We start from the raw sequence: 22176 nt of genomic DNA, 5'->3' as shown, positions 1-22176 counted from the left end.
GCGCGAGTGATGCAGCGAAGGGGGACGGAAACCGTGACCGCAGCCGTCACACACGATCCGCAGCCCGCCGCCTCCGGGCAGCCGGGCAAGCCATTGATCGTCACGGAGGACGCCGAACTGCTCGACGACCTGCTGCGCCTGTGCGCCGCGGCCGGCGCCACACCCGAGGTCCACCACGGGGTGCCCGAGCCCAGAGGGAGCTGGGAGGCCGCGCCGCTCGTCCTGGTCGGGGACGACGCCGCACGCCGCGTGCGCGGGGCCGGGCGCAGGCGCGGCGTGGTGCTCGTCGGGCGGGACCAGGACGACGCCGGGGTCTGGCGCCGGGCCGTCGAGATCGGCGCCGACCACGTCCTGATGCTGCCCGACGGCGAACAGTGGCTGGTCGACCGCATCGCCGATGTCGCCGAGGGCGTCGGCCGGCCCGCCCTCACCGTCGGCGTCATCGGCGGCCGCGGCGGGGCCGGAGCCTCCACACTCGCGTGCGCCCTCGCCGTCACGGCCGCACGTGAGGGCCTGCGCACGCTGCTGGTGGACGCCGATCCGCTGGGCGGCGGCCTCGATGTCCTGCTGGGCGGGGAGGCGGCCGAAGGGCTGCGCTGGCCCTCGTTCGCCGGTTCGCGCGGGCGGCTCGGCAGCGGCGCGCTGGAGGAGTCGCTGCCGAGACTGCACTCCCTGCGAGTGCTGAGCTGGGATCGCGGCGACAGCCTCGCCGTTCCGGCACCGGCCATGCGAGCCGTGCTCGCCGCTGCCCGGCGCCGGGGTGGCGCGGTCGTCGTCGACCTGCCCCGCCGCATCGACGACGGGCTCGCGGAAGCCCTCGCCCAACTCGACGTCGGGGTCCTCGTGGTCCCCGCCGAACTGCGCGCCGTCGCCGCCGCCCGACAGATGGCCTCCGCGGTCCGGTTGGTCCTGCGGGACCTGCGAGTGGCCGTACGCGGGCCCTACGCACCCGGCCTCGACGACCACGAGGTCGCCCGGCTGCTGGACCTGCCGCTGGTGGGCGAGGTGCCGGTCGAGCCGGGACTGCTGCGACCGCACGAGAGCAAGGAACCGCCGGGGGCGGCGGGGCGGGGGCCGCTGGCGCGCTTCTGCCGGGAGTTCTGGGAGCGGGCGTTGCTGGAAGCGAGGGTGGCATGAGTACGGCTTCGGGGCGCGAGCGGGCGAGCGGTGGCGAGGCGGGGTCGGTACGGGCGTCGGCTGGGCGGCGGCGGTCGGGTGGGGCGGCGGAGGGCGGGGCGCGCTCGGGTGCGTCTTGTTCGGGCACGTCTCGTTCGGGGAGGCCTCGGTGGGCTTCGGGGGACGGGGTGCGTACTGGGGTGCCTCGGTGGGCTTCGGGTGGCGGCGGGGCTTCTGCGGGCGCGTCTCGATCGGCGTCCGGTGGTGGGGCGAGTGTGGGTGTGCCTCGGCGGGCCTCGGACGGCGAGGCACGGGTGAGCGTGCCGCGCGGGGTGTCTGGCGGCGGGGCTTCTGGCGGCGGGGCTTCTGCGGGCGCGTCTCGATCGGCGTCGGGCGGTGTGGTGAGTGCGGGGGTGCCGCGTTCGACGTCGGACGGTGTGGCGAGTGCGGGTGTGCCGCGTTCGGCGTCGGACGGTTGGACGAGTGCGAGTGTGCCGCGATCGGCGTCGGGCGGTGTGGCGCTGCCGGGCGCGAGCGGATCGGCGCTGCCGGGCGCGAGCGGATCGGCGACGCCGGATGGTTCCGGTCGCGTCGGTGGTGGGCGGCGGCTGTCGCACGGTGCGGTGAGTACGGCCGGTGCGGGGATGGACGGTGCTTGGCGGGGGCCGGTCGAGCGGGCCGGTCCGCCAGGTGTGCGCTGGGCGTCGGGTGGGTCGGCGGACGGGGCGGGTACGCCGTCGGAACTGCTCGACGGGGTGCGGCAGTGGCTGGCCGAGAGCGGGGCCGAGCCGACGCCCGCGCGGGTGGCTCAGGCCCTGCGGGAGCAGGGCAGGGTGCTGGGAGACGCCGAAGTCCTCGGGGCGGCGCAGCAGTTGCGCTCGGAGCTGGTCGGAAGTGGGCCACTGGAAGCGCTGCTCGCCGATCCGTCGGTGACGGACGTGCTGGTGTCGGCGCCGGACCGGGTCTGGGTGGACCGGGGCGGCGGCCTGGAGCTGACGTCCGTGTCCTTCCCGGACGCGACAGCCGTACGACGTCTCGCGCAGCGCCTCGCCGCGGTGGCCGGGCGGCGACTGGACGACGCGCGGCCCTGGGTGGACGCCCGGCTGCCCGACGGGACCCGGCTGCACGCGGTGCTGCCACCGGTCGCCGTCGGCTGCGCCTGCTTGTCACTGCGGGTCGTACGGCCGCGGGCGTTCACGCTGGACGAACTGGTCGCGGCGGGCACGGTGCCGCCGGGTGGGGACCGGGTGCTGCGCGCGCTGCTCGATGCGCGGCTGTCGTTCCTCATCAGCGGCGGCACGGGGAGCGGCAAGACCACGCTGCTCAGCGCGTTGCTCGGGCTGGTCGGGCCGGGCGAGCGGATCGTGCTCGCCGAGGACTCCGCGGAGCTCAGGCCGGAGCATCCGCATGTCGTACGGCTGGAGAGCAGACCCGCCAACCAGGAGGGCGCCGGACTGGTCACCCTCGAGGACCTGGTGCGGCAGGCGCTGCGGATGCGGCCGGACCGACTGGTCGTGGGCGAGGTGCGCGGAGGCGAAGTCGTCCATCTGCTGGCCGCGTTGAACACCGGCCACGAGGGAGGCTGCGGGACCGTCCATGCGAACGCGGCGGCCGATGTGCCGGCCCGGCTGGAGGCACTCGGCACGGCGGCAGGGCTCGACCGGGCCGCGCTGCACAGCCAGTTGGCGGCCGCGCTGTCGGTCGTACTCCATCTCGCACGCGACCGGACCGGGCGCCGGCGGATCGCCGAGGTGCATGTGCTGGAGCGGGATCCGTCGGGGTTGGTGCGGACGGTGCCTGCTTTGCGGTGGGGCGAGGAGGCGTTCGTGCGCGAGCGGGGCTGGGAGCGGCTGCGGGAGCTGCTTCGGGGTGAGGGCGATGACAGGAGCCCGGCTCGGGCGGGTGCGGGTGTCGGCGGACTGGACAGCCGTCGGGCTCCTGAGGCCGCGCGAGTCGTGGTGGAAGGGCGTGGTGATCGTGAAGGGTTCGGTGATCTGAGTGGGTGAGCTGTCGGCGGGCGCGGCCGTGCTGTGCCTGGGTGCGGCCGTCTGTTTGCTGGGCGGGCCGAACTCCGGGGCGCGGCGAGCGCAGTTGCTGCTGGCGGGCGGCGGGGCGGTGGGTGCCGGACCGGACGACTGGCGGCGGTTGGCCGGGGGACTGCGGCGGCTGCGGGCGCGGGTGCGTGCCGAGTGGTGGGCGCTTGCCGTCGGGCTGGTGCTGGGCGTACTGGGGGCGTCGGTGTTACCGGTCGTCGCGGGGGCGGCCGGGGTGCCGTTGCTGCGGCGGGTGCGGCTGGCCCGAGAAGCGCGGCGGGCGCGGGAGCGTCGCGGGGCCGCGGTGATCGCGCTGTGCGCGGGACTCGCCGGGGAGGTGCGGGCCGGGCGGCAGCCCGGTGAGGCGTTGCTGCTGGCGGCACGGGATTCCGGCGGGCTCGGTGAGGCGCAGTCCGCGGTGTTGGCGGCGGCGAAGTTCGGCGGGGATGTGCCGGGTGCGCTCGCCTCCGCGGCACGGCAGCCGGGCGCGGAGGGCCTGCTGGGCCTGGCGGCGTGCTGGCGGGTGGCCGTGGACCAGGGCGCGGGGCTCGCGGCCGGCCTCGACCGGCTGGAGGGGGCGTTGCGGGCCGAGCGGGACCAACGCGCCGACCTGCGCGCTCAGTTGGCCGGCGCCAGATCGACGGTGGTGATGCTCGCCGGGTTGCCGGTGCTGGGGCTGCTGCTCGGGGCCGCCATGGGGGCCGACCCGCTGTATGTGCTGCTGCACACCGGGGCGGGGTTCGGGTGCCTGGTCGTCGGCGGAGTGCTGGAAGGGCTGGGGATGTGGTGGGCGACGCGGATCGTGCGGGGAGCGGAGGCGGTGTGAGCGCGGAGTTTGTCCACAGGCTGGGGATGGTCGTGGGTGCGGTGTTGGTCGGCTGGTGGCTGTTGCGGTGGTCGGCGGAGATCCGCTGCGAGCGGAAGGTCCGGCGACGCCTGGCCGGGGTGATACGGCTGGCGGGCGTGATGGCGTCCGGCGACGGGGCGTCGGCTCGCAGACGGTTCGACGTTCGGCAGGGCATGCGGCAGTGGCTGCCCTTGGTGGCGGTCGTGGGCGCCGGTTGGGCACTGGTCGGTGGGATCGCCGGGCCGGCGGTGGGGCTGGTCGTCGCGGGCGGGCTGTGGCTGTGGCGGCGTCGGCAGGGAGCCGTTGGTGTGGCCACCGAGGAATGCGACGCCGGTGAGGTGGCACGCCGGCTTCCGCTCGCCGCCGATCTGCTCGCGGCCTGCATCGCGGCGGGAGCCGGACCGGTGATCGCGGCGCAGGCCGTGGGTGACGCCCTGGGCGGTCCCGTAGGGGACGGGCTGGCGCGAGGCGCGGCAGAGGTGCGGCTCGGTGGTGAACCGGGCGAGGCGTGGCAGCGGCTGGCCTCGATGCCCGGGGCCGGGGCGCTGGCGCGGTTGCTGGAACGGGCCGATGTCACGGGGCTTCCGGCGGCCGGACCGGTGGCACGGCTCGCCGCGGAGGCCCGCGCCGACTGGACGCGGAACGCGACGGAACGGGCCAGACGGGCGGCCGTCATGGTCAGCGCGCCGGTGGGGCTGTGCTTCCTGCCCGCGTTCATCGCGGTGGGCGTGGCGCCGGTCGTCATCGGGCTTGCGGGCGGGGTGCTGGGAGGAGGCAGCGGATGACTGGGTGAGGACGGCAGACACGCCACGGCGGACATGCCGGGCACGGATGCAACGACAGAGATTCGACGGCAGAACTTCAACGACTGGTTCCAACAACCGGTTTCAACGGGGCCGAACCTTACGGGGGTTGTGATGTACAAGGCGGTATGGGCACGGATGCGCGCGCTGGTGTGCAAGGTCAGGCTGCGGGCCGCGCGGGGGGTGCGGGGGGACGCGGGGATGGTCACCTCCGAGTACGCGATGGGGATCGTCGCGGCGGTGGCGTTCGCCGTGGTGCTCTACAAGGTCGTGACGAGCGGTCAGGTCAGCGCGGAGTTGCAGGCCATCGTGAAGCAGGCGCTCGATGCGCGGATGTGAGGGGGAGAGGGAGCCGGGATCGGTCCGGAGGCCGGGCTGGGGCTCGGACCGGGGGTTCGTGACGGCGGAGTCGGCCGTCGTACTGCCGGTGCTGGTCATGTTCGCGATGGCACTGGTGTGGGGGCTGCTGGTGATGGCGGCGCAGATCCAGTGCGTGGACGCGGCCCGGACGGGAGCCCGTGCGGCGGCTCGGCAGGATCCGCACGATGCGGTGGTCGAGGTGGCCCGTGAGGCGGCACCGCGCGGATCGACGATCACCGTCGGCCGGGAGGGGGACCAGGTCCGCGTGGTCGTCGTCGCCAAGCCGCCGCTGCTGAGCGGGCTCCCGTTCGAGGTGCGGGAGGAGGCCGTGGCGTCGGCGGAGGAGACGGTGGGGGCGGGGACATGAGAGGAGGTTCCGCAACCATCCGGAGGGCTGTTCCCGGGCGCGGCTTCGGGCATGACGCGGCCGACGGTCGGCGCACGGCCCGGAAGCCTGCGGCCGGTCTGCGCTCCGATCGGGGTTCCGCCACCGTGTGGAGCCTCGGCGTCATCACCGTGCTCTGTGTCGTCTTCGGCATCGCACTCGCCCTGGGCCAAGCCGTCGTGACCCGGCATCGCGCGGCCGGCGGCGCGGACCTCGCGGCGCTGGCGGCGGCCGACCACTGGGCGGAGGGCGCTACGGCGGCCTGCGGCCGGGCGGAAGAGGTGGCCCGGGCCCAGGGTGCGCGGCTCGTGCGGTGCGTGCTGGTGGGCGAGGTCTCGGACGTGACGGCGGCGTCGGGCAGGGGCCCGTTCGCGGCGGAGGTCAGGGCACGAGCGGGGCCTGCGGGGGCGCCTGTGCCGACGGGGACTTCACCGCCGGGCCCTGCGACCGAGGGGTCGAGGGACCCTGTGGGGGTGTCTGTGCCGATGGGGCCTTCGCCACCCGCCCCTCCAGGGCCGACGGAGCCCGCAGACCCGCCCGCGTCGACGAAGCCTCAGCCGCGCGCCTCTTCGGGACCGACGGAACCTCCAAGACCTGACCCCGCGGCCCCGACACCGTGCCCCTCCCCGACCAACGCGGACATCGTGCCCTCCCTCTCCCCGGCGTCCTGCTCCCCGGACTTCCGGTCCCCGGCGTCCTCCGCCCCATCCCCCCGCTCCCCAGCCCTCCGTTCCCCGGCCTCCCCCTCCACCGCCCCCTTCAACAGCACGCCGAGCAACCGCACCGCCCCCCTCTTGTGCAGCGGATCGTTCCCGTTGCCGCACTTGGGGGACTGGATGCAGGACGGGCAGCCGGCGTCGCAGTCGCAGGAGGCGATGGCCTCGCGGGTGGCCGTGAGCCAGGAGCGGGCGGTGTGGAAGGCGCGTTCCGCGAAGCCCGCGCCGCCGGGGTGGCCGTCGTAGACGAAGACCGTTGGGAGGAGCGTGTCCGGGTGGAGCGGGATCGAGACGCCGCCGATGTCCCAGCGGTCGCAGGTCGCGAAGAGGGGCAGCAGGCCGATGGAGGCGTGCTCGGCGGCGTGCAGGGCGCCGCCGAGGATCTCCGGGTTGATCCGGGCCTCGTCCAGCTGGTCCTCGGTGACCGTCCACCACACCGCGCGTGTGCGCAGCGTACGAGGAGGGAGGTTGAGTTTCGTCTCGCCCAGTACCTCGCCGGTGATCAGTCGGCGGCGCAGGAAGGAGACCACTTGGTTGGTGACCTCGACGGAGCCGTAGCACAGGCGGCCGTCGCCCCAGGGGACCTCGATGTCGGTCTCCAGGACGGAGATGGCCGTCGTGTCCCGGGCGACCGTCGAATACGGTGGCGCGGCCTCCTCGACCAGGGCGACGGAGTCCTCCAGGTCCAGGGAGCGGACGAGGTAGGTGCGGCCCTGGTGCAGGTGCACCGCGCCCTCGTGCACCGTGCTGTGCGCGGCGCCCGCGTCGACCGTGCCGAGCAGCCGGCCCGTCCCGGACTCGACGACCTGGACCGGGCGGCCGCCCTCACCGCGGATGTCGGTCAGGTCGGCGGCACGCTCCCGGCGTGTCCAGTGCCAGGCCTTGGTGCGGCGGCGCAGCAGCTTCGCGGCCTCCAGTTGCGGCAGCAACCCCTCGGCCTCGGGGCCGAACAGCGCCAGGTCCTCGTCCGTCAGGGGGATCTCCGCCGCCGCCGCGCACAGGTGCGGGGCGAGGACGTACGGGTTGTCCGGGTCCAGGACCGTCGATTCCACCGGACGGTCGAACAAGGCCTCGGGGTGGTGGACGAGATAGGTGTCCAGCGGGTCGTCGCGGGCGACCAGGACGGCCAGCGCCCCCTGCCCGGCGCGGCCGGCGCGGCCCGCCTGCTGCCACAGGGAGGCGCGCGTGCCCGGGTAACCGGCGATCAGGACGGCGTCCAGGCCGGAGACGTCGATGCCGAGTTCCAGGGCGGTGGTGGCGGACAGGCCGAGGAGTTCGCCGGAGTGGAGGGCCTGCTCCAGGGCGCGGCGTTCCTCGGGGAGGTAGCCGCCCCGGTAGGCCGCGACACGCCGGGGGAGGGAGCGGTCGACTTCGGCGAGGCGTTCCTGGGCGATCACCGAGATCAGCTCGGCGCCGCGCCGGGAGCGTACGAAGGCGACCGAGCGGACGCCCTGGACGGCGAGGTCGGTCAGCAGGTCCGCCGTCTCGGCGGTGGCCGTACGCCGGACGGGGGCGCCCTTCTCGCCCTGGAGCTCGGTGAGCGGGGGCTCCCAGAGGGCGAAGACCAGCTCGCCGCGCGGGGAGGCGTCGTCGGCGACCTCCACGACGGGGAGGCCGGTGAGGCGGCGGGCGGCGACCGCGGGCTCGGCGGCGGTCGCGGAGGCGAGCAGGAAGACGGGAGAGGCGCCGTAGCGGGCGCACAGGCGGCGCAGCCGGCGCAGGACCTGGGCGACGTGGGAGCCGAAGACACCGCGGTAGGTGTGGCACTCGTCGATGACGACGTACTTCAGCGCCTTCAGGAAGGAGGACCAGCGCGGGTGGGACGGGAGTATGCCGCGGTGCAGCATGTCGGGGTTGGTCAGGACGTAGTTGGCGTACTGGCGGATCCACTCCCGTTCCTCGAACGGAGTATCGCCGTCATACACAGCAGGTCGGACGGAATTGCCCAGCGGATGTGAAAGTTCCTTCACCGAACGGCACTGGTCCGCCGCAAGAGCCTTGGTGGGGGCCAGGTAGAGGGCGGTGGCGCCGCGGCCGTTGGGAGCCTCTGAGCCGTCCAGAAGTGTCGAGAGGACCGGCACGAGGTAGGCCAGGGACTTGCCGGACGCGGTGCCCGTGGCGACGACCACCGAGTCGCCGTCGAGGGCGTGCTCGGCGGCTTGTGCCTGGTGGGCCCAGGGATGTTCGATTCCGGCCGTCTGCACCGCGGCGATGACTTCGGCGCGGATCCGGTCGGGCCAGACGGCATGGCGGCCCTCGCGCGGGGGCACATGCTCCGTATGAGTGATGCGCGAAGCCCGGCTCGGCCCCGAGGCGAGTCGGCCCAGCACCGTGCTCGGGTCCACCCGGGAGACGGGGCCCGTCGGGGATCGATCGGATCGGTGATTCTTGGCCATCGGCACCGAGTGTGTCACTGGCGTGACGGACAATGGGACCAAGGCGTCGTGCACGCCTGCCGGTAAGTGATTGAATGCCATCGCGGCTGGCGAACCGTCCTGGGGGCTGCAAGCCGAAGGTGTCCCGAGGGACGACCGCTCGATAGCAAGGTGCTGGAGGATCCGTGGACCTGTCCCTGTCGACCCGTACCGTCGGCGATCGTACGGTCGTCGAGGTCGGTGGCGAAATCGACGTATATACCGCGCCCAAGCTGCGCGAGCAGTTGGTCGAGCTGGTGAACGACGGGAGTTTCCACCTCGTCGTCGACATGGAGGGCGTGGACTTCCTCGACTCCACCGGGCTCGGCGTGCTGGTCGGCGGCTTGAAGCGGGTGCGCGCCCATGAGGGCTCCCTGCGCCTGGTCTGCAACCAGGAGCGCATTCTCAAGATCTTCCGCATCACCGGCCTCACCAAGGTGTTCCCGATCCACACCTCGGTCGAGGAAGCGGTGGCGGCGACCGACTGACCACCGGACCCGGGCCCGCCGTAGTGCGGGCCCGGGGCGGCAGAAGTTGAAAGAGAGGCGGTGGACCGGGCTTTCGGCAGCCCGGTCCCCGGCACGGCACGCCCGAAGTTCCGAGGGGGATGCATGGCCACCGTTGAACTCCGCTTCAGCGCGCTGCCCGAGCACGTCAGGACCGCCCGTCTGGTGGCGGCAGCGGTGGCGCGCAGGGCCGGAGTGGACGAGGCCGTCCTGGACGAGGTCAGGCTCGCCGTGGGCGAGGCCTGCACCCGGGCCGTCGGACTGCACCAGAGCGTCGGCATCACGGCGCCGGTGAAGGTGTCGCTGATCGAGGAGGAGAAGCAGTTCTCCATCGAGGTCGGCGACGAGGCACCACGCACCGCTCCCGGTGAGCGGGTGCCCGGTGTCGCGGGCGTCGACGGCGACGTCGAGGCCGAGGAGGACGAGATGGGCCTCGCGGTCATCAGCGGCCTCGTCGACGACGTGGAGGTCTCCGCAGGGGAGCATGGTGGGCTGATCCGTATGACCTGGCCGACCACACCGCCGGCCGCGGTGCTCTCCTGAGTCCCACCCTCTGTTCTGTACCGAAGGGCCCTACTGAGTAGGGCCCTTCGGCATGTCGGGGGCGCGGTGGTCCGGCCTACAGTGGTCCCTGTTCCAGCCCGTGCGACACATTTCGTGAATTCCTTCACGATCAATCGCGTGATCATTTGATCAAGTAAATGGCCGCGTCAATGCCTTTGAGGCATTACCACTTTCGGGTTCGGTGATCGATGGTCGATCATTTGCTGAACGGCATGTGAAGGCCAATTCCGTTTACCGCCATCTGTTTTGATCAGGTTCCGGTACCTAGAATCCGTCCACATCTTGAGCTCAGCCCAAGCGTCAAGGAGGACGAATGGCGGGGCTTTCTACCCCTCATCAGCTAGACCACCCCACAACCCTCGCAGCGGCAGTGCTGACCGACGACAACCGGATCATCATCACGATCATCGGCGTCGTCGCGCTGGCCGCACTCGTGGTCGCCGGCGTCCTCGTGCGCCAGGTGCTCGCGGCGGGCGAGGGCACCGACAGCATGAAGAAGATCGCGGCAGCGGTCCAGGAGGGCGCCAACGCCTATCTGGCCCGTCAGTTGCGCACGCTCGGTGTATTCGCCGTCGTCGTGTTCTTCCTGCTCATGCTGCTGCCCGCGGACGACTGGAATCAGCGCATCGGCCGATCGGTGTTCTTCTTGATCGGCGCCGCGTTCTCGGCGGCCACCGGTTATATCGGCATGTGGCTTGCCGTCCGCAGCAATGTGCGTGTCGCCGCGGCGGCACGGGAAGCGACCCCGGCGCCGGGAGAGCCGGAAAAGGATCTCACCGCCGTCTCGCACAAAGCCATGAAGATCGCTTTCCGCACGGGCGGCGTCGTCGGCATGTTCACGGTGGGGCTCGGTCTGCTGGGCGCCTCCTGTGTGGTGTTGGTGTACGCGGCCGACGCGCCGAAGGTGCTCGAAGGATTCGGTCTCGGTGCCGCGCTGATCGCGATGTTCATGCGTGTCGGCGGCGGCATCTTCACCAAGGCCGCCGACGTCGGCGCCGACCTGGTCGGCAAGGTCGAGCAAGGCATTCCGGAGGACGACCCGCGCAATGCCGCGACCATCGCCGACAACGTGGGCGACAACGTCGGCGACTGCGCGGGCATGGCGGCCGACCTCTTCGAGTCGTACGCCGTGACCCTGGTCGCCGCGCTGATCCTAGGATCGGCGGCGTTCGGTGACTCCGGGCTCGCCTTCCCGCTGATCGTGCCCGCGATCGGCGTGATCACCGCGATGATCGGCATCTTCGCCGTGGCCCCGCGCCGCAGCGACCGCAGCGGCATGACGGCGATCAACCGCGGGTTCTTCATCTCCGCGGTGATCTCGATCGCACTCGTCGCGGCCGCCGTGTTCATCTACCTGCCGTCGTCGTACGCCGACCTCGACGGCATCACCGACGAGGCGATCGCGGCCAAGGACGGCGATCCGCGGATCCTCGCCCTCGTCGCCGTGGCGATCGGCATCCTGCTCGCCGCCGTCATCCAGCAGCTGACCGGCTACTTCACCGAGACCAACCGACGTCCGGTCATGGACATCGGCAAGACCTCGCTGACCGGTCCCGCCACCGTCGTCCTCGCCGGCATCTCGGTCGGCCTGGAGTCGGCCGTCTACACCGCTCTGCTGATCGGTCTCGGCGTGTACGGGGCGTTCCTGCTCGGCGGCACGTCGATCATGCTGGCGCTGTTCGCGGTGGCGCTGGCCGGCACCGGCCTGCTCACCACGGTCGGCGTGATCGTCGCCATGGACACCTTCGGCCCGGTCTCCGACAACGCGCAGGGCATCGCCGAGATGTCCGGCGACGTCGAGGGCGCCGGCGCCCAGGTGCTCACCAACCTGGACGCGGTCGGCAACACCACCAAGGCCATCACCAAGGGCATCGCCATCGCCACCGCCGTCCTGGCGGCGGCGGCGCTCTTCGGGTCGTACCGCGACGCCATCACCACCGGCGCCCGGGACGTCGGCGAGAAGCTCAGCGGCGAAGGCGCGCCGATGAGCCTGATGATGGACATCTCGCAGCCCAACAACCTCGTCGGCCTGATCGCGGGCGCGGCGGTCGTCTTCCTCTTCTCGGGTCTCGCCATCAACGCGGTGTCGCGGTCGGCGGGTTCCGTGGTGTACGAGGTGCGGCGGCAGTTCCGTGAGCGGCCCGGGATCATGGACTACACGGAGAAGCCGGAGTACGGCAAGGTCGTCGACATCTGCACCCGGGATGCCCTGCGCGAGCTCGCCACGCCGGGTCTGCTCGCCGTGATGGCGCCCATCTTCATCGGGTTCACGCTCGGGGTCGGCGCCCTGGGAGCGTTCCTGGCGGGGGCGATCGGCGCCGGCACGCTGATGGCGGTGTTCCTCGCCAACTCCGGCGGTGCCTGGGACAACGCCAAGAAGCTCGTCGAGGACGGCCACCACGGCGGCAAGGGCAGCGAGGCCCACGCCGCCACGGTGATCGGCGACACGGTCGGCGACCCCTTCAAGGACACCGCCGGCCCGGCGATCAACCCGCTGCTGAAGGTGATGAACCTCGTGTCGCTGCTCATCGCGCCCGCGGTCATCCAGTTCAGCTACGGCGAGGACAAGAGCGTCGGCGTGAGGATCACGATCGCCGTGCTCTCGCTCCTGGTGATCGTCGGCGCGGTCTACGTCTCCAAGCGGCGCGGCATCGCCATGGGTGACGAAGGCAACGCCGAACGAGTGCCCAACCCGGCGGACCCCGCGGTGGTTTCGTAGGCGGTCTTACGACGGCCCAGCTCAAGAGGCGGGCGGGCGGCGCGAATTGATGCGCCGCCCGCCCGCTTCGCGCTTGTTCACGCCCTTGCCGTGACGCTTCTCTCGCATGGTGTAAAGAGCGAGAAATCCGTACATATGTGGCATTCGGTGCACTCCCGTTCCCCTTGCGGCGTGTAGGGTCCCGTGGCCGAGAGCCGTGGAAGGGACCAAACCGGTGAACAAGAAGCTGGCGGCCGCACTGTCCGGCGGTGCGGTACTGACACTGGCGCTGACGGGATGCTCGGGCGACGAGGGCAACAAGGAGCTCGACGCCTGGGCCAAGAAGGTCTGCGACGCCGTGCCGGCGCAGAACGCGAAGATCTCGGCTGCCTACGTCGCGATCACCAAGGCGGCCAAGGACACCAAGAGCACGCCCAAGGAACTCCAGCAGGCCGACTCCAAGGCCTTCCAGGACCTCGCCGACGGCTACAAGGCGCGCGCGAGCCTGATCAGCAGCGCCGGGGCGCCTCCGGGCGTCGACAACGGGGCGACGATCCAGAAGGACGTCATCACCAAGCTCACCGCCCTCTCCGCGGCCTACGCCGACCTGAAGAAGCAGGTCGACGGTCTGGACACCAAGGACCAGGGGAAGTTCGCGTCCGGCCTGAAGGACGTGTCGGCCGAGATGAAGCAGGTCGAGACCCAGCGCCAGAGCGCGGTCAAGGCGCTGAAGAAGCTGGAGTCGGGCGACACCAAGAAGGCGCTCACCTCGCAGGAGGGCTGCAAGCAGGCCGCCGTGGCGTCCGCGTCGGCCGGGACCGCCACCGGCTGAGCCGCCCGAGGGGCGGGCGCGGGTGACAATGAGGGCGTGAGTGACTCCACGCTGCCCGCCCTGCCCACTTCCGACCACCCCGATGTCGCCGCCAGGCTGCGGGAGGCCCTGCTGAGGGCCTCCTTCACTGCCGACGGGTTGCTCGAACTGCTGGGCGCGCCCGCGTACGCGGCGCTCGCCCGGAGCGAGACCGTGCCCGCACTCCGGGCCACCCGGGGAGACACGCCGCTGGAGGCCCTCGTACGGCTGTTCCTGCTGCAGCAGCCCGTGCCGTACGCGCGCGTGGCGGACGTGCTGCCCGTCGACGCGTGCCTGGAGAGCGGCTGGCTGGTCCGGGTCGGCGGCGAGTCCGGCGACGACGTCCGCGCGACCGTGGACGTACGGCCGTACGGCGGCCCCGCGGGCGAGGACTGGTTCATCGTGTCCGACCTGGGATGCGCGGTCGGCGGAGCGGGCGGGATCGGCAGCAAGGACGAAGGTGTCGTCCTCGGCGTCGGCGGCGCCTCCACGACTCTCGCCGGCATCACCGTCCGTACGCCCGTGTCCTGCGCTCTCGACCTCGGCACCGGCTCCGGCATCCAGGCGCTGCACGCCGCGCAGCACGCCACGCGCGTGACGGCGACCGACCTCAACCCGCGCGCGTTGCACATCACCGCGCTCACGCTCGCGCTGTCCGGCGCCCCGGCCGCGGACCTGAGGGAGGGCTCGCTGTTCGAGCCGCTCAGGAACGGCGAGACGTACGACCTCATCGTGTCCAACCCGCCCTTCGTGATCTCGCCCAGCGCGCGGCTGACGTACCGCGACGGCGGAATGGGCGGGGACGATCTGTGCCGGTCGATCGTTCAGGGAGCGGGGGAGCGGCTGAACGAGGGCGGGTTCGCGCAGTTCCTCGCCAACTGGCAGCACGTGGAGGGGGAGGAGTGGCAGGACAGGCTCAGGTCCTGGGTGCCGCGCGGATGCGACGCGTGGATCGTGCAGCGCGAGGTCCAGGACATCACGCAGTACGCCGAGCTGTGGCTCAGGGACGCCGGTGACCACCGGGGCGACGCCGCCGACTACCAGGCGCGGTACGACGCGTGGCTGGACGAGTTCGAGGCGCGCAAGGTCAAGGCCGTGGGCTTCGGCTGGATCACCCTGCGCCGGACGTCGGCCGCCGTGCCCTCGATCACGGTGGAGGAGTGGCCGCATCCGGTCGAGCAGCCGCTCGGCGACACGGTGCGGGCGCACTTCGACCGGCTCGACTACCTGCGCGCGCGGGACGACGCGGGACTGCTGGCGGACCACTTCCGGCTCGTCGCCGAGGTCGTGCAGGAGCAGGTCGGGCTGCCCGGTGCCGAGGATCCGGAGCACGTGGTGCTGCGCCAGCACCGCGGCATGCGCCGGGCCACCCAGGTGGACACGGTCGGCGCGGGCTTCGCCGGCGTGTGCGACGGCTCGCTGAGCGCGGGCCGCATCCTGGACGCGATCGCCCAACTGATGGGCGAAGACCCGGTGTTGCTGCGTGACCGCACGCCCGCGCAGATCCGGCTGCTGGTGGGGCAGGGGTTCCTCGAGCCGGCGCGGTGACCCTGCGAGGGGGCTCGCGCCTGCCGCGGGCCGTCCTGGGGGCGTGCCGGACGCGGTGGATCTCTCCGGGCCGTCGGACGGATTTCGGGCCGCTGGCGCCCGTTCGGACGGCTCATGTCGGCCGAAGGCCGGGGACTGCGTTCGGGCGCCGTACTGCCGCGGGAACCGGTCCTCTTGGTCGACTGTGCCAAACCCCGCACCGATCAGGTCATAAGCACTGTTCGGGCACCCGGTGAAAAGACGCGCAAGAACCGGAGCCGACAACGCCGACAAGCCGCGCGGGAACAAATTCGAGTCGATCTGGCGCCGGGCTCACAAGATCATGCGCACGGTCGCCGGGCCGACAACCCCTGGACGACCGGAAAGACACCCGCCCCCCGGCGCGGTCTGAGGCGGGTGAGGTCGACGAGGGTGGAGGATCTTGTGGGGCTGTTGTGGCGATCGGGACCGGAGGGTTCGCCGGTCCACGGCCGCGTCGGTCCCGCGTTCACCTGAGGTTCGCCTGTGCGCCGTCCGCGCGTGTCAGCCTCGCCGGGCTGAGCGTTCGCGGACGGGAGAAAAGGGGCAAGCGGAACCATGGAAAGGGGACCGGCGATCTTCGCGGGTGCGGTGTTCGCCCTGTTCGGAGGCGGGCTGCTGGTGTGGACCGCGGCCCGGGTGCGACAGCGTCGGCCCGTCGCCCACGGTGTGAGCCCCGTCGCATCGGCGACCCTCGCGAGCCTGGTCTCGGTGATCGCTTTGATCGTCGGAACATGGTGCTTCTCCCGCCTCTGAGAACGGCCCACGAGCTGGGCGGCCGGTAATTGGCAGGCCGTCTTCCGGAAAGGCTCGAAAAGACCTGTGGGCACTCCGGGCGGCAGGAATGGCGGAAGTCGGGTTACCGTTCGAGTGGCCGTTGCGGGCTTTTCCCGTTTGACAACAGGGCGGGATGTACCGTCACACTCCGCAGCGTCACCACCACCCGACCCCGGAACCCGAGCGGGGCCGGGGAGGCCCAGCGTCGACCGGAGAGAAGAGCGAAGTTGTCCCCGACCAGCGAGACCGCACAGGGCGGCCGCCGACTCGTCATCGTCGAGTCGCCTGCCAAGGCGAAGACGATCAAGGGCTACCTCGGCCCCGGATACGTTGTCGAGGCGAGCGTCGGGCACATCCGCGACCTCCCGAACGGCGCCGCGGAGGTGCCCGAGAAGTACACCGGCGAGGTCCGCCGCCTCGGCGTGGACGTCGAACACGACTTCGAGCCGATCTATGTCGTCAACGCCGACAAGCGGCAGCAGGTCAAGAAGCTCAAGGACCTGCTGAAGGAGTCCGACGAGCTCTACCTCGCCACCGATGAGGACCGCGAGGGCGAGGCCATCGCCTGGCACCTCCAGGAGGTCCTCAAGCCCAAGGTTCCGGTCAAGCGGATGGTCTTCCACGAGATCACCAAGGCCGCGATCCAGGCCGCCGTCGCCAACCCGCGCCAGCTCAACCAGAAGCTGGTCGACGCCCAGGAGACCCGCCGCATCCTCGACCGCCTCTACGGCTACGAGGTCTCGCCGGTCCTGTGGAAGAAGGTCATGCCGCGGCTGTCGGCGGGCCGGGTGCAGTCGGTGGCCACCCGACTCGTGGTGGAGCGGGAACGCGAGCGGATCGCGTTTCGTTCTGCCGAGTACTGGGACCTGACGGGCACCTTCGCGACCGGCCGCGCCGGGGACTCGTCGGACCCGTCGTCGCTGGTCGCCCGCCTCCAGACCGTCGACGGCAGGCGGGTCGCGCAGGGCCGCGACTTCGACTCCCTGGGACAACTCAAGAGCGCGAACACCCTCCACCTCGACGAGGCGAACGCCCGCGCCCTCGCCGCCGCCCTGGAGCAGACGCGGTTCGCCGTCCGGTCCGTGGAGTCCAAGCCCTACCGCCGCTCGCCGTACGCCCCGTTCCGTACGACGACCATGCAGCAGGAGGCCAGCCGCAAGCTCGGCTTCGGCGCGAAGGCCACGATGCAGATCGCGCAGAAGCTGTACGAGAACGGCTACATCACGTACATGCGTACGGACTCCACGACGCTGAGCGACACCGCCGTGGCGGCCGCCCGCGCCCAGGTCACGCAGCTGTACGGCGCCGACTACCTGCCGTCCGCCCCGCGGACGTACGCCGGCAAGGTCAAGAACGCCCAGGAGGCGCACGAGGCGATCCGCCCCTCCGGCGACCGCTTCCGCACGCCTGCCGAGACCGGGCTGACCGGTGACCAGTTCAAGCTCTACGAGCTGATCTGGAAGCGGACCGTGGCCTCGCAGATGAAGGACGCGACCGGTAACTCCGTCACCGTCAAGATCGGCGGCACGGCGGCCGACGGGCGCGACGTCGAGTTCAGCGCGTCCGGCAAGACGATCACCTTCCACGGCTTCCTCAAGGCCTACGTCGAGGGCGCCGACGACCCGAACGCCGAGCTGGACGACCGCGAGCGCCGGCTGCCCCAGGTCAGCGAGGGCGACGCGCTGAGCGCCGAGGAGATCACGGTAGACGGGCACGCCACCAAGCCCCCGGCCCGCTACACCGAGGCATCCCTGGTCAAGGAGCTGGAAGAGCGCGAGATCGGCCGCCCGTCGACGTACGCGTCGATCATCGGCACGATCCTCGACCGCGGCTATGTGTTCAAGAAGGGCACGGCGCTCGTCCCGTCCTTCCTGTCCTTCGCCGTGGTCAACCTCCTGGAGAAGCACTTCGGGCGGCTGGTCGACTACGACTTCACCGCCAGGATGGAGGACGACCTCGACCGCATCGCCCGCGGCGAGGCCCAGTCCGTGCCGTGGCTGAAGCGGTTCTACTTCGGCGAGGGCACCCACAACGGCGACGCGGCCGACGCGGGCAACGGCGACGGGGACCACCTCGGCGGCCTCAAGGAGCTGGTGACCGACCTGGGCGCGATCGACGCGCGCGAGGTGTCGTCGTTCCCGGTGGGCAACGACATCGTGCTGCGGGTCGGCCGCTACGGCCCGTACATCGAGCGCGGCGAGAAGGACACCGAGCAGCACCAGCGCGCCGACATCCCGGACGACCTCGCGCCGGACGAGCTGTCCGTCGAGCTGGCCGAGGAACTGCTGGCCAAGCCCAGCGGCGACTTCGAGCTGGGCACCGACCCGAAGACCGGTCACGCGATCGTCGCCAAGGACGGCCGCTACGGCCCGTACGTCACCGAGGTGCTCCCCGAGGGCACCCCGAAGACCGGCAAGAACGCCGTCAAGCCGCGCACGGCCTCGCTGTTCAAGTCGATGTCGCTCGACACGGTGACCCTTCAGGACGCGCTCAAGCTGATGTCCCTGCCCCGGGTCGTCGGCACCGACGCGGAAGGCGTGGAGATCACCGCGCAGAACGGCCGCTACGGGCCGTACCTGAAGAAGGGCACCGACTCGCGCTCGCTGCAGTCCGAGGAGCAGCTCTTCACGATCACCCTCGAAGAGGCGCTGGCGATCTACGCCCAGCCCAAGCAGCGGGGCCGCGCCGCCGCCAAGCCGCCGCTGAAGGAGCTGGGCACCGACCCGGTCAGCGAGAAGCCGGTCGTCGTCAAGGACGGCCGCTTCGGGCCGTACGTCACCGACGGGGAGACCAACGCGACCCTGCGCTCCGGCGACAGCGTCGAGACGATCACCCCGGAGCGCGGCTTCGAGCTGCTCGCCGAGAAGCGCGCCAAGGGGCCCGCCAAGAAGACGGCGAAGAAGGCCGCCGCGAAGAAGACGACCGCCAAGAAGGCCGCCCCGGCCAAGAAGACGGCCGCCAAGAAGACCGCGGCGAAGAAGACGACCACGGCCGCGAAGAAGACGACGGCGAAGAAGACGGCCGCCAAGAAGGCGACCGCCTCCAAGTCGTCGGCGGAGGACTGAGCCGCCCTCGCTTCGGGACCAACCGGGCCCCAATGAGGGCCGGTTGGCGGCCCGGTTCTTCACTTACGGTTCGCAAAACGAACGCCTCGGCATCAGTTTGGTGTCGGGGCGGCCGTACGTTCGGGCGCGCGGGCCGGGCTGTCGGTGGCTCCCGATAGGCTGAAAGCATGACGCGAGCCGAGCAGCCAACGGCCCCCAACACGGCCCCCGACGACACCCTCGCGGCGGACTCCCGCGAGCGCGCCGTCCGCGCCCTGCTGCGCCGACCGCAGCTCAAGAGGCTGTGGAGCGCGCAGTTGGTGGGTGGTGTCGGCGACATCCTCGCCCTCCTGGTGCTGGTGCTGCTGGCCCTTCAGGCGGCGATCGCCGAAGGGTCCTTCGGCGGTGGCTACCGGGGCGTGGCGTTCGCAGTGGCGACCGTCTTCGGCGTGCGCATCCTGGCCACCCTGCTCTTCGGCGCCGTACTCCTCGGCCCGCTGACATCGCTGACCTCCCAGGAAGGCCCGCTCGACCGGCGCTGGACCATGGTCGGCGCCGACGGACTGCGCGCCGCCCTGCTGATCGTCGCACCCCTGTGGATCGACTGGATGCCGGACAACGCGCTGGCGCTGCTGCTGGTCACGGTCTTCGTGACCGGCGTCGCCGAGCGCTTCTGGACGGTGTGCCGGGAGAGCGCGGCGCCCGCCCTGTTGCCGGCCCCGCCGCCGGAGGGCGCGACGGTACGGCCGCTGCCGGACCACCTGGACGCCCTGCGCCGTCTGTCGCTGCGCACCAGCTTCGTGTCGGTCCCGCTGGCAGCCGCCGCGCTCGTCGTCGCCGCCCTGCTGAACAACCTGCTCGGCGCCGGGCTCGACTGGTTCGAGCAGCACCAGGCGGCCCTCGCGTCGTATGTCGCGGCCGGCCTGTTCGCCGCGTCCCTGTCCGTGCTGACCTTCCTGGAACTGCCCGGCACGCGCACCCCCCGCGCGCGCTCGCCGCTGGAGGGGCTGCGCCGCCCGAAGACCGGATCCGGCGTCGACAAGGGCCGCACCGGCGTGATCGCGCTGCTGGTGACGGCGTGCGCGGCGGTCGCCGGAGCGGTGTCCGCGGCGGTCGCCGTCGCGGTGCTGCACGCCAAGGACCTGGGCGGCGGTCCGGTGCTGTACGGCCTGCTGGTGCTCGCGCTGACCGGCGCCGTGGTCGTCGGCATCCGTACGGCCCCCTCCGTGCTGCCCGCCCTGTCACGGCGCCGCCTGCTGGCGCTCGCCATCGCCTTCACCGGGATCGCGCTGCTGGCCGCGGGCCTCGTCCCGGACGTCACCACCGTCCTGCTGATCATCGCGCTGGCCGGAATCGGCGCGGGCATGGCCGCCAACACCGGCCACACGCTGATCGACCAGGAGGCCGAGGAGTTCCGCCGTCCGCGCACGACGGAGCATCTGCACGCGGTCGTACGGGTCTGTGTGGCGCTCGGCGCGGTGATCGCGCCGCTGGTGGCCGCGCTCATCGGGCCGCACCGGCTGGAGAGCGGCAAGTTCGTCTTCGCGCACGGCGGTGCGGCGTTCACGCTGATGCTGGTCGGCGCGCTGCTGCTGCCGGTGGCCGCGCTGGTGCTGGCCAAGGTCGACGACCGCTCCGGCGTGCCGCTGCGGCAGGACCTGCGGGACGCGCTGCTCGGCGGGGACGACCCGGAGCAGGTGCCCGCGACATCCGGCTTCTTCATCGCCCTGGAGGGCGGCGACGGCGCCGGCAAGTCCACCCAGGCCGAGGCGCTCGCCGAGTGGATCCGCGGCAAGGGCCACGAGGTCGTCGTCACGCGCGAGCCGGGCGCGACGCCGGTCGGCAAGCGGCTGCGGTCGATCCTGCTGGACGTGTCGAGCGCCGGCCTGTCGCACCGCGCGGAGGCGCTGCTGTACGCCGCCGACCGCGCGGAGCACGTGGACACCGTGGTCCGTCCGGCCCTGGAGCGCGGCGCGGTCGTGATCTCGGACCGCTACGTCGACTCCTCCGTCGCCTACCAGGGCGCGGGCCGCGACCTGTCCCCGACGGAGATCGCCCGCATCAACCGCTGGGCGACCAACGGACTCGCACCGCATCTGACCGTGCTGCTGGACATCTCGCCGGAGAGCGCCCGCGAGCGGTTCACCGAGGCACCGGACCGGCTGGAGTCGGAGCCCACGGAGTTCCACGCGCGCGTGCGCTCCGGTTTCCTCACGCTGGCCGCGGCCGACCCCGGCCGCTATCTGGTGGTGGACGCGGGCCAGGAGCCGGAAGCCGTGACGACGGTCGTCCGGCACCGGCTCGACCAGATGCTGCCGCTGTCCGAGGCCGAGATCCAGGCGCAGGAGGAAGCGCGCCGCAAGGCCGAGGAGGAGGCCCGGCGCAAGGCCGAGGAAGAGGCCGCCCGCAAGGCCGAGGAGGAGCGCCTGGAGCGCGAGCGCCAGGAGCAGCTCGCCCGGCTGCGCGCCGAGGAGGAGGAGCGCAAGCGGCGCGAGCTGGAGGAGGCGCAACGCCGCGAGGCCGAACGGCAGGCGGAGGAGGCCCGGCAGCGGGCCGAGGAAGCGCGTCGACGGGCCGAGGAGGAGCGTCAGAGGCTGCTCGCGGAGGAGAAGGCACGCGCCGAGGAGGAGGCGCGCCGCAAGGCCGAGGAGGAGCGGCGCCGCAAGCAGGCCGAGGAAGAGGCCCGGCTGCGCGCCGAGGCGGAGGCCCTCCGCCTGGAGAAGCAGCGCAAGGCTGAGGAGGCCCTGCTGCGGGCCGAGGAGGCCCGGCGACGGGCCGAGCAGGCGGCGTCCGCGGCTCAGGCGGGTCCGAAGCCGACGGGGCCTGCGGCCGGGGCCGGCTTCGGGGATGCGGTGACGGTGCCCACGCCTGTGGTGACGCCGGGCGGGGCGTCGGACGAGACGACCGTGCTGCGGCCGGTGCGTGACGAGGAGCAGCGGGAGACGGGCGACGAGCCGGCTGCCGGTGACCGTCCTTCGGGCGAGTCCGAGTCCGAGGTGACGGCGAAGCTGCCGCAGCCGCCGGTGCCTTCGGAGGCGGACGAGACGACGGTGCTGCCGCCGGTTGCGCCGGGTGCGGCCGATGAGACGGCCGTCCTGCCGCCGGTCCCGCCCGGTGCCGCGGACGAAACGGCCGTGCTGCCTCCCGTGTCGGAGGACGAGTCCGGGGACCGGGTTCCGCCCGGGTACTTCCGCGATGAGGAACGTACGCGCGAGATGCCCCAGGTCGACGAGGCGGGCGCGTCGCGACGCAGAGCTCGGTCCGACTGGGCCGAGGAGACGCCGCTGGACGATCTGCCGACGTTGGCGGACGAGCTGTTGGGTCCGCATGAGGACGAGTACGACGAGGACGGGGGCGGCCGGGGCCGGGGTCGGCGGCGCTGAGGGCGTTGCGGCTCGGTTGAGGGCTTGCCTGGTGCCTGGCGGTGCCTGGTGCCGGGCGCTGGGTGCCGCTGAGGCGCCGTGCTCTGTCGGTGTGCGCCGCACACCCGCGCCGGC

General features: G+C 72.2%; 15 protein-coding genes and 1 pseudogene. 15 read left to right on the top strand and 1 reads right to left on the bottom strand.

Features of this window, described 5'->3' with window-relative positions; genetic code table 11:
- The first annotated feature begins 33 nt into the window (after positions 1-33).
- From ssd to IM697_RS42760, 7 genes and pseudogenes are all read left to right on the top strand, one after another.
- The gene (gene ssd / locus IM697_RS42790) at positions 34-1137 is read left to right on the top strand and encodes a septum site-determining protein Ssd (RefSeq protein ID WP_228044399.1); all 1104 of its coding nucleotides are present in this window, start codon (positions 34-36) and stop codon (positions 1135-1137) included.
- A gap of 623 nt (positions 1138-1760) precedes the next feature.
- Complete coding sequence (locus tag IM697_RS42785) at positions 1761-3122, top strand: TadA family conjugal transfer-associated ATPase (RefSeq protein ID WP_228044398.1); 1362 nt, start codon at positions 1761-1763, stop codon at positions 3120-3122.
- A complete protein-coding gene (locus IM697_RS42780; protein WP_194042802.1) occupies positions 3115-3975 on the top strand; it encodes a type II secretion system F family protein in 861 nt (286 codons plus the stop codon). Before IM697_RS42785 ends, IM697_RS42780 begins: the two co-directional genes overlap by 8 nt.
- A complete protein-coding gene (locus IM697_RS42775) occupies positions 3972-4781 on the top strand; it encodes a type II secretion system F family protein (RefSeq protein ID WP_194042792.1) in 810 nt (269 codons plus the stop codon). The genes IM697_RS42780 and IM697_RS42775 overlap by 4 nt, the downstream gene beginning before the upstream one ends.
- A 132-nt stretch (positions 4782-4913) precedes the next feature.
- Positions 4914-5138 carry a DUF4244 domain-containing protein gene (locus IM697_RS42770; protein WP_194042784.1) on the top strand — a complete coding sequence of 75 codons (225 nt, stop codon included), beginning with the start codon at positions 4914-4916 and terminating at the stop codon, positions 5136-5138.
- Entirely contained in the window at positions 5125-5526 is a 402-nt protein-coding gene (locus IM697_RS42765; protein WP_194042782.1) for a TadE family type IV pilus minor pilin, read from the top strand. Before IM697_RS42770 ends, IM697_RS42765 begins: the two co-directional genes overlap by 14 nt.
- Positions 5523-5987 (top strand): annotated as a pseudogene (locus tag IM697_RS42760) (Rv3654c family TadE-like protein); the annotation flags it as partial. The gene IM697_RS42765 and the pseudogene IM697_RS42760, both read left to right, overlap by 4 nt.
- Positions 5988-6097: 110 nt before the next feature.
- Here the strand turns inward: IM697_RS42760 and IM697_RS42755 are convergent.
- Positions 6098-8737 (bottom strand): DEAD/DEAH box helicase, encoded by a 2640-nt coding sequence (locus IM697_RS42755; RefSeq protein ID WP_228044397.1) that lies wholly within the window; start codon positions 8735-8737, stop codon positions 6098-6100.
- Between the two features lie 83 nt (positions 8738-8820).
- Between IM697_RS42755 and bldG the strand changes: the two genes are divergently transcribed.
- From bldG to tmk, 8 genes are all read left to right on the top strand, one after another.
- Positions 8821-9162, top strand: a complete 342-nt coding sequence (bldG, locus tag IM697_RS42750) for an anti-sigma factor antagonist BldG (protein WP_003975386.1) — start codon at positions 8821-8823, stop codon at positions 9160-9162.
- Between the two features lie 123 nt (positions 9163-9285).
- On the top strand, positions 9286-9723 hold the full coding sequence (locus IM697_RS42745) for an ATP-binding protein (RefSeq protein WP_194042780.1): 438 nt from the start codon (positions 9286-9288) through the stop codon (positions 9721-9723).
- Positions 9724-10057: 334 nt separating this feature from the next.
- Positions 10058-12463 (top strand): sodium-translocating pyrophosphatase, encoded by a 2406-nt coding sequence (locus tag IM697_RS42740; protein ID WP_194042778.1) that lies wholly within the window; start codon positions 10058-10060, stop codon positions 12461-12463.
- A gap of 214 nt (positions 12464-12677) precedes the next feature.
- Positions 12678-13274, top strand: coding sequence for a small secreted protein (locus IM697_RS42735; RefSeq protein ID WP_407699587.1), 597 nt, complete (start codon positions 12678-12680; stop codon positions 13272-13274).
- Positions 13275-13310: 36 nt separating this feature from the next.
- Positions 13311-14840 (top strand): DUF7059 domain-containing protein, encoded by a 1530-nt coding sequence (locus tag IM697_RS42730; protein ID WP_194042774.1) that lies wholly within the window; start codon positions 13311-13313, stop codon positions 14838-14840.
- A gap of 576 nt (positions 14841-15416) precedes the next feature.
- Entirely contained in the window at positions 15417-15614 is a 198-nt protein-coding gene (locus tag IM697_RS42725) for a hypothetical protein (RefSeq protein ID WP_194042772.1), read from the top strand.
- 248 nt (positions 15615-15862) lie between these two features.
- Positions 15863-18700 carry a type I DNA topoisomerase gene (gene topA / locus IM697_RS42720; protein WP_194042769.1) on the top strand — a complete coding sequence of 946 codons (2838 nt, stop codon included), beginning with the start codon at positions 15863-15865 and terminating at the stop codon, positions 18698-18700.
- Positions 18701-18867: 167 nt separating this feature from the next.
- Positions 18868-22062, top strand: a complete 3195-nt coding sequence (gene tmk / locus IM697_RS42715; protein WP_194042767.1) for a dTMP kinase — start codon at positions 18868-18870, stop codon at positions 22060-22062.
- The last annotated feature ends 114 nt before the right edge of the window (positions 22063-22176 follow it).

Source organism: Streptomyces ferrugineus (genome assembly GCF_015160855.1).
GTDB lineage: Bacteria > Actinomycetota > Actinomycetes > Streptomycetales > Streptomycetaceae > Streptomyces > Streptomyces ferrugineus.
Note: the sequence above shows the minus strand (reverse complement) of the source record. Positions and strands in the feature narration are given on the sequence as shown.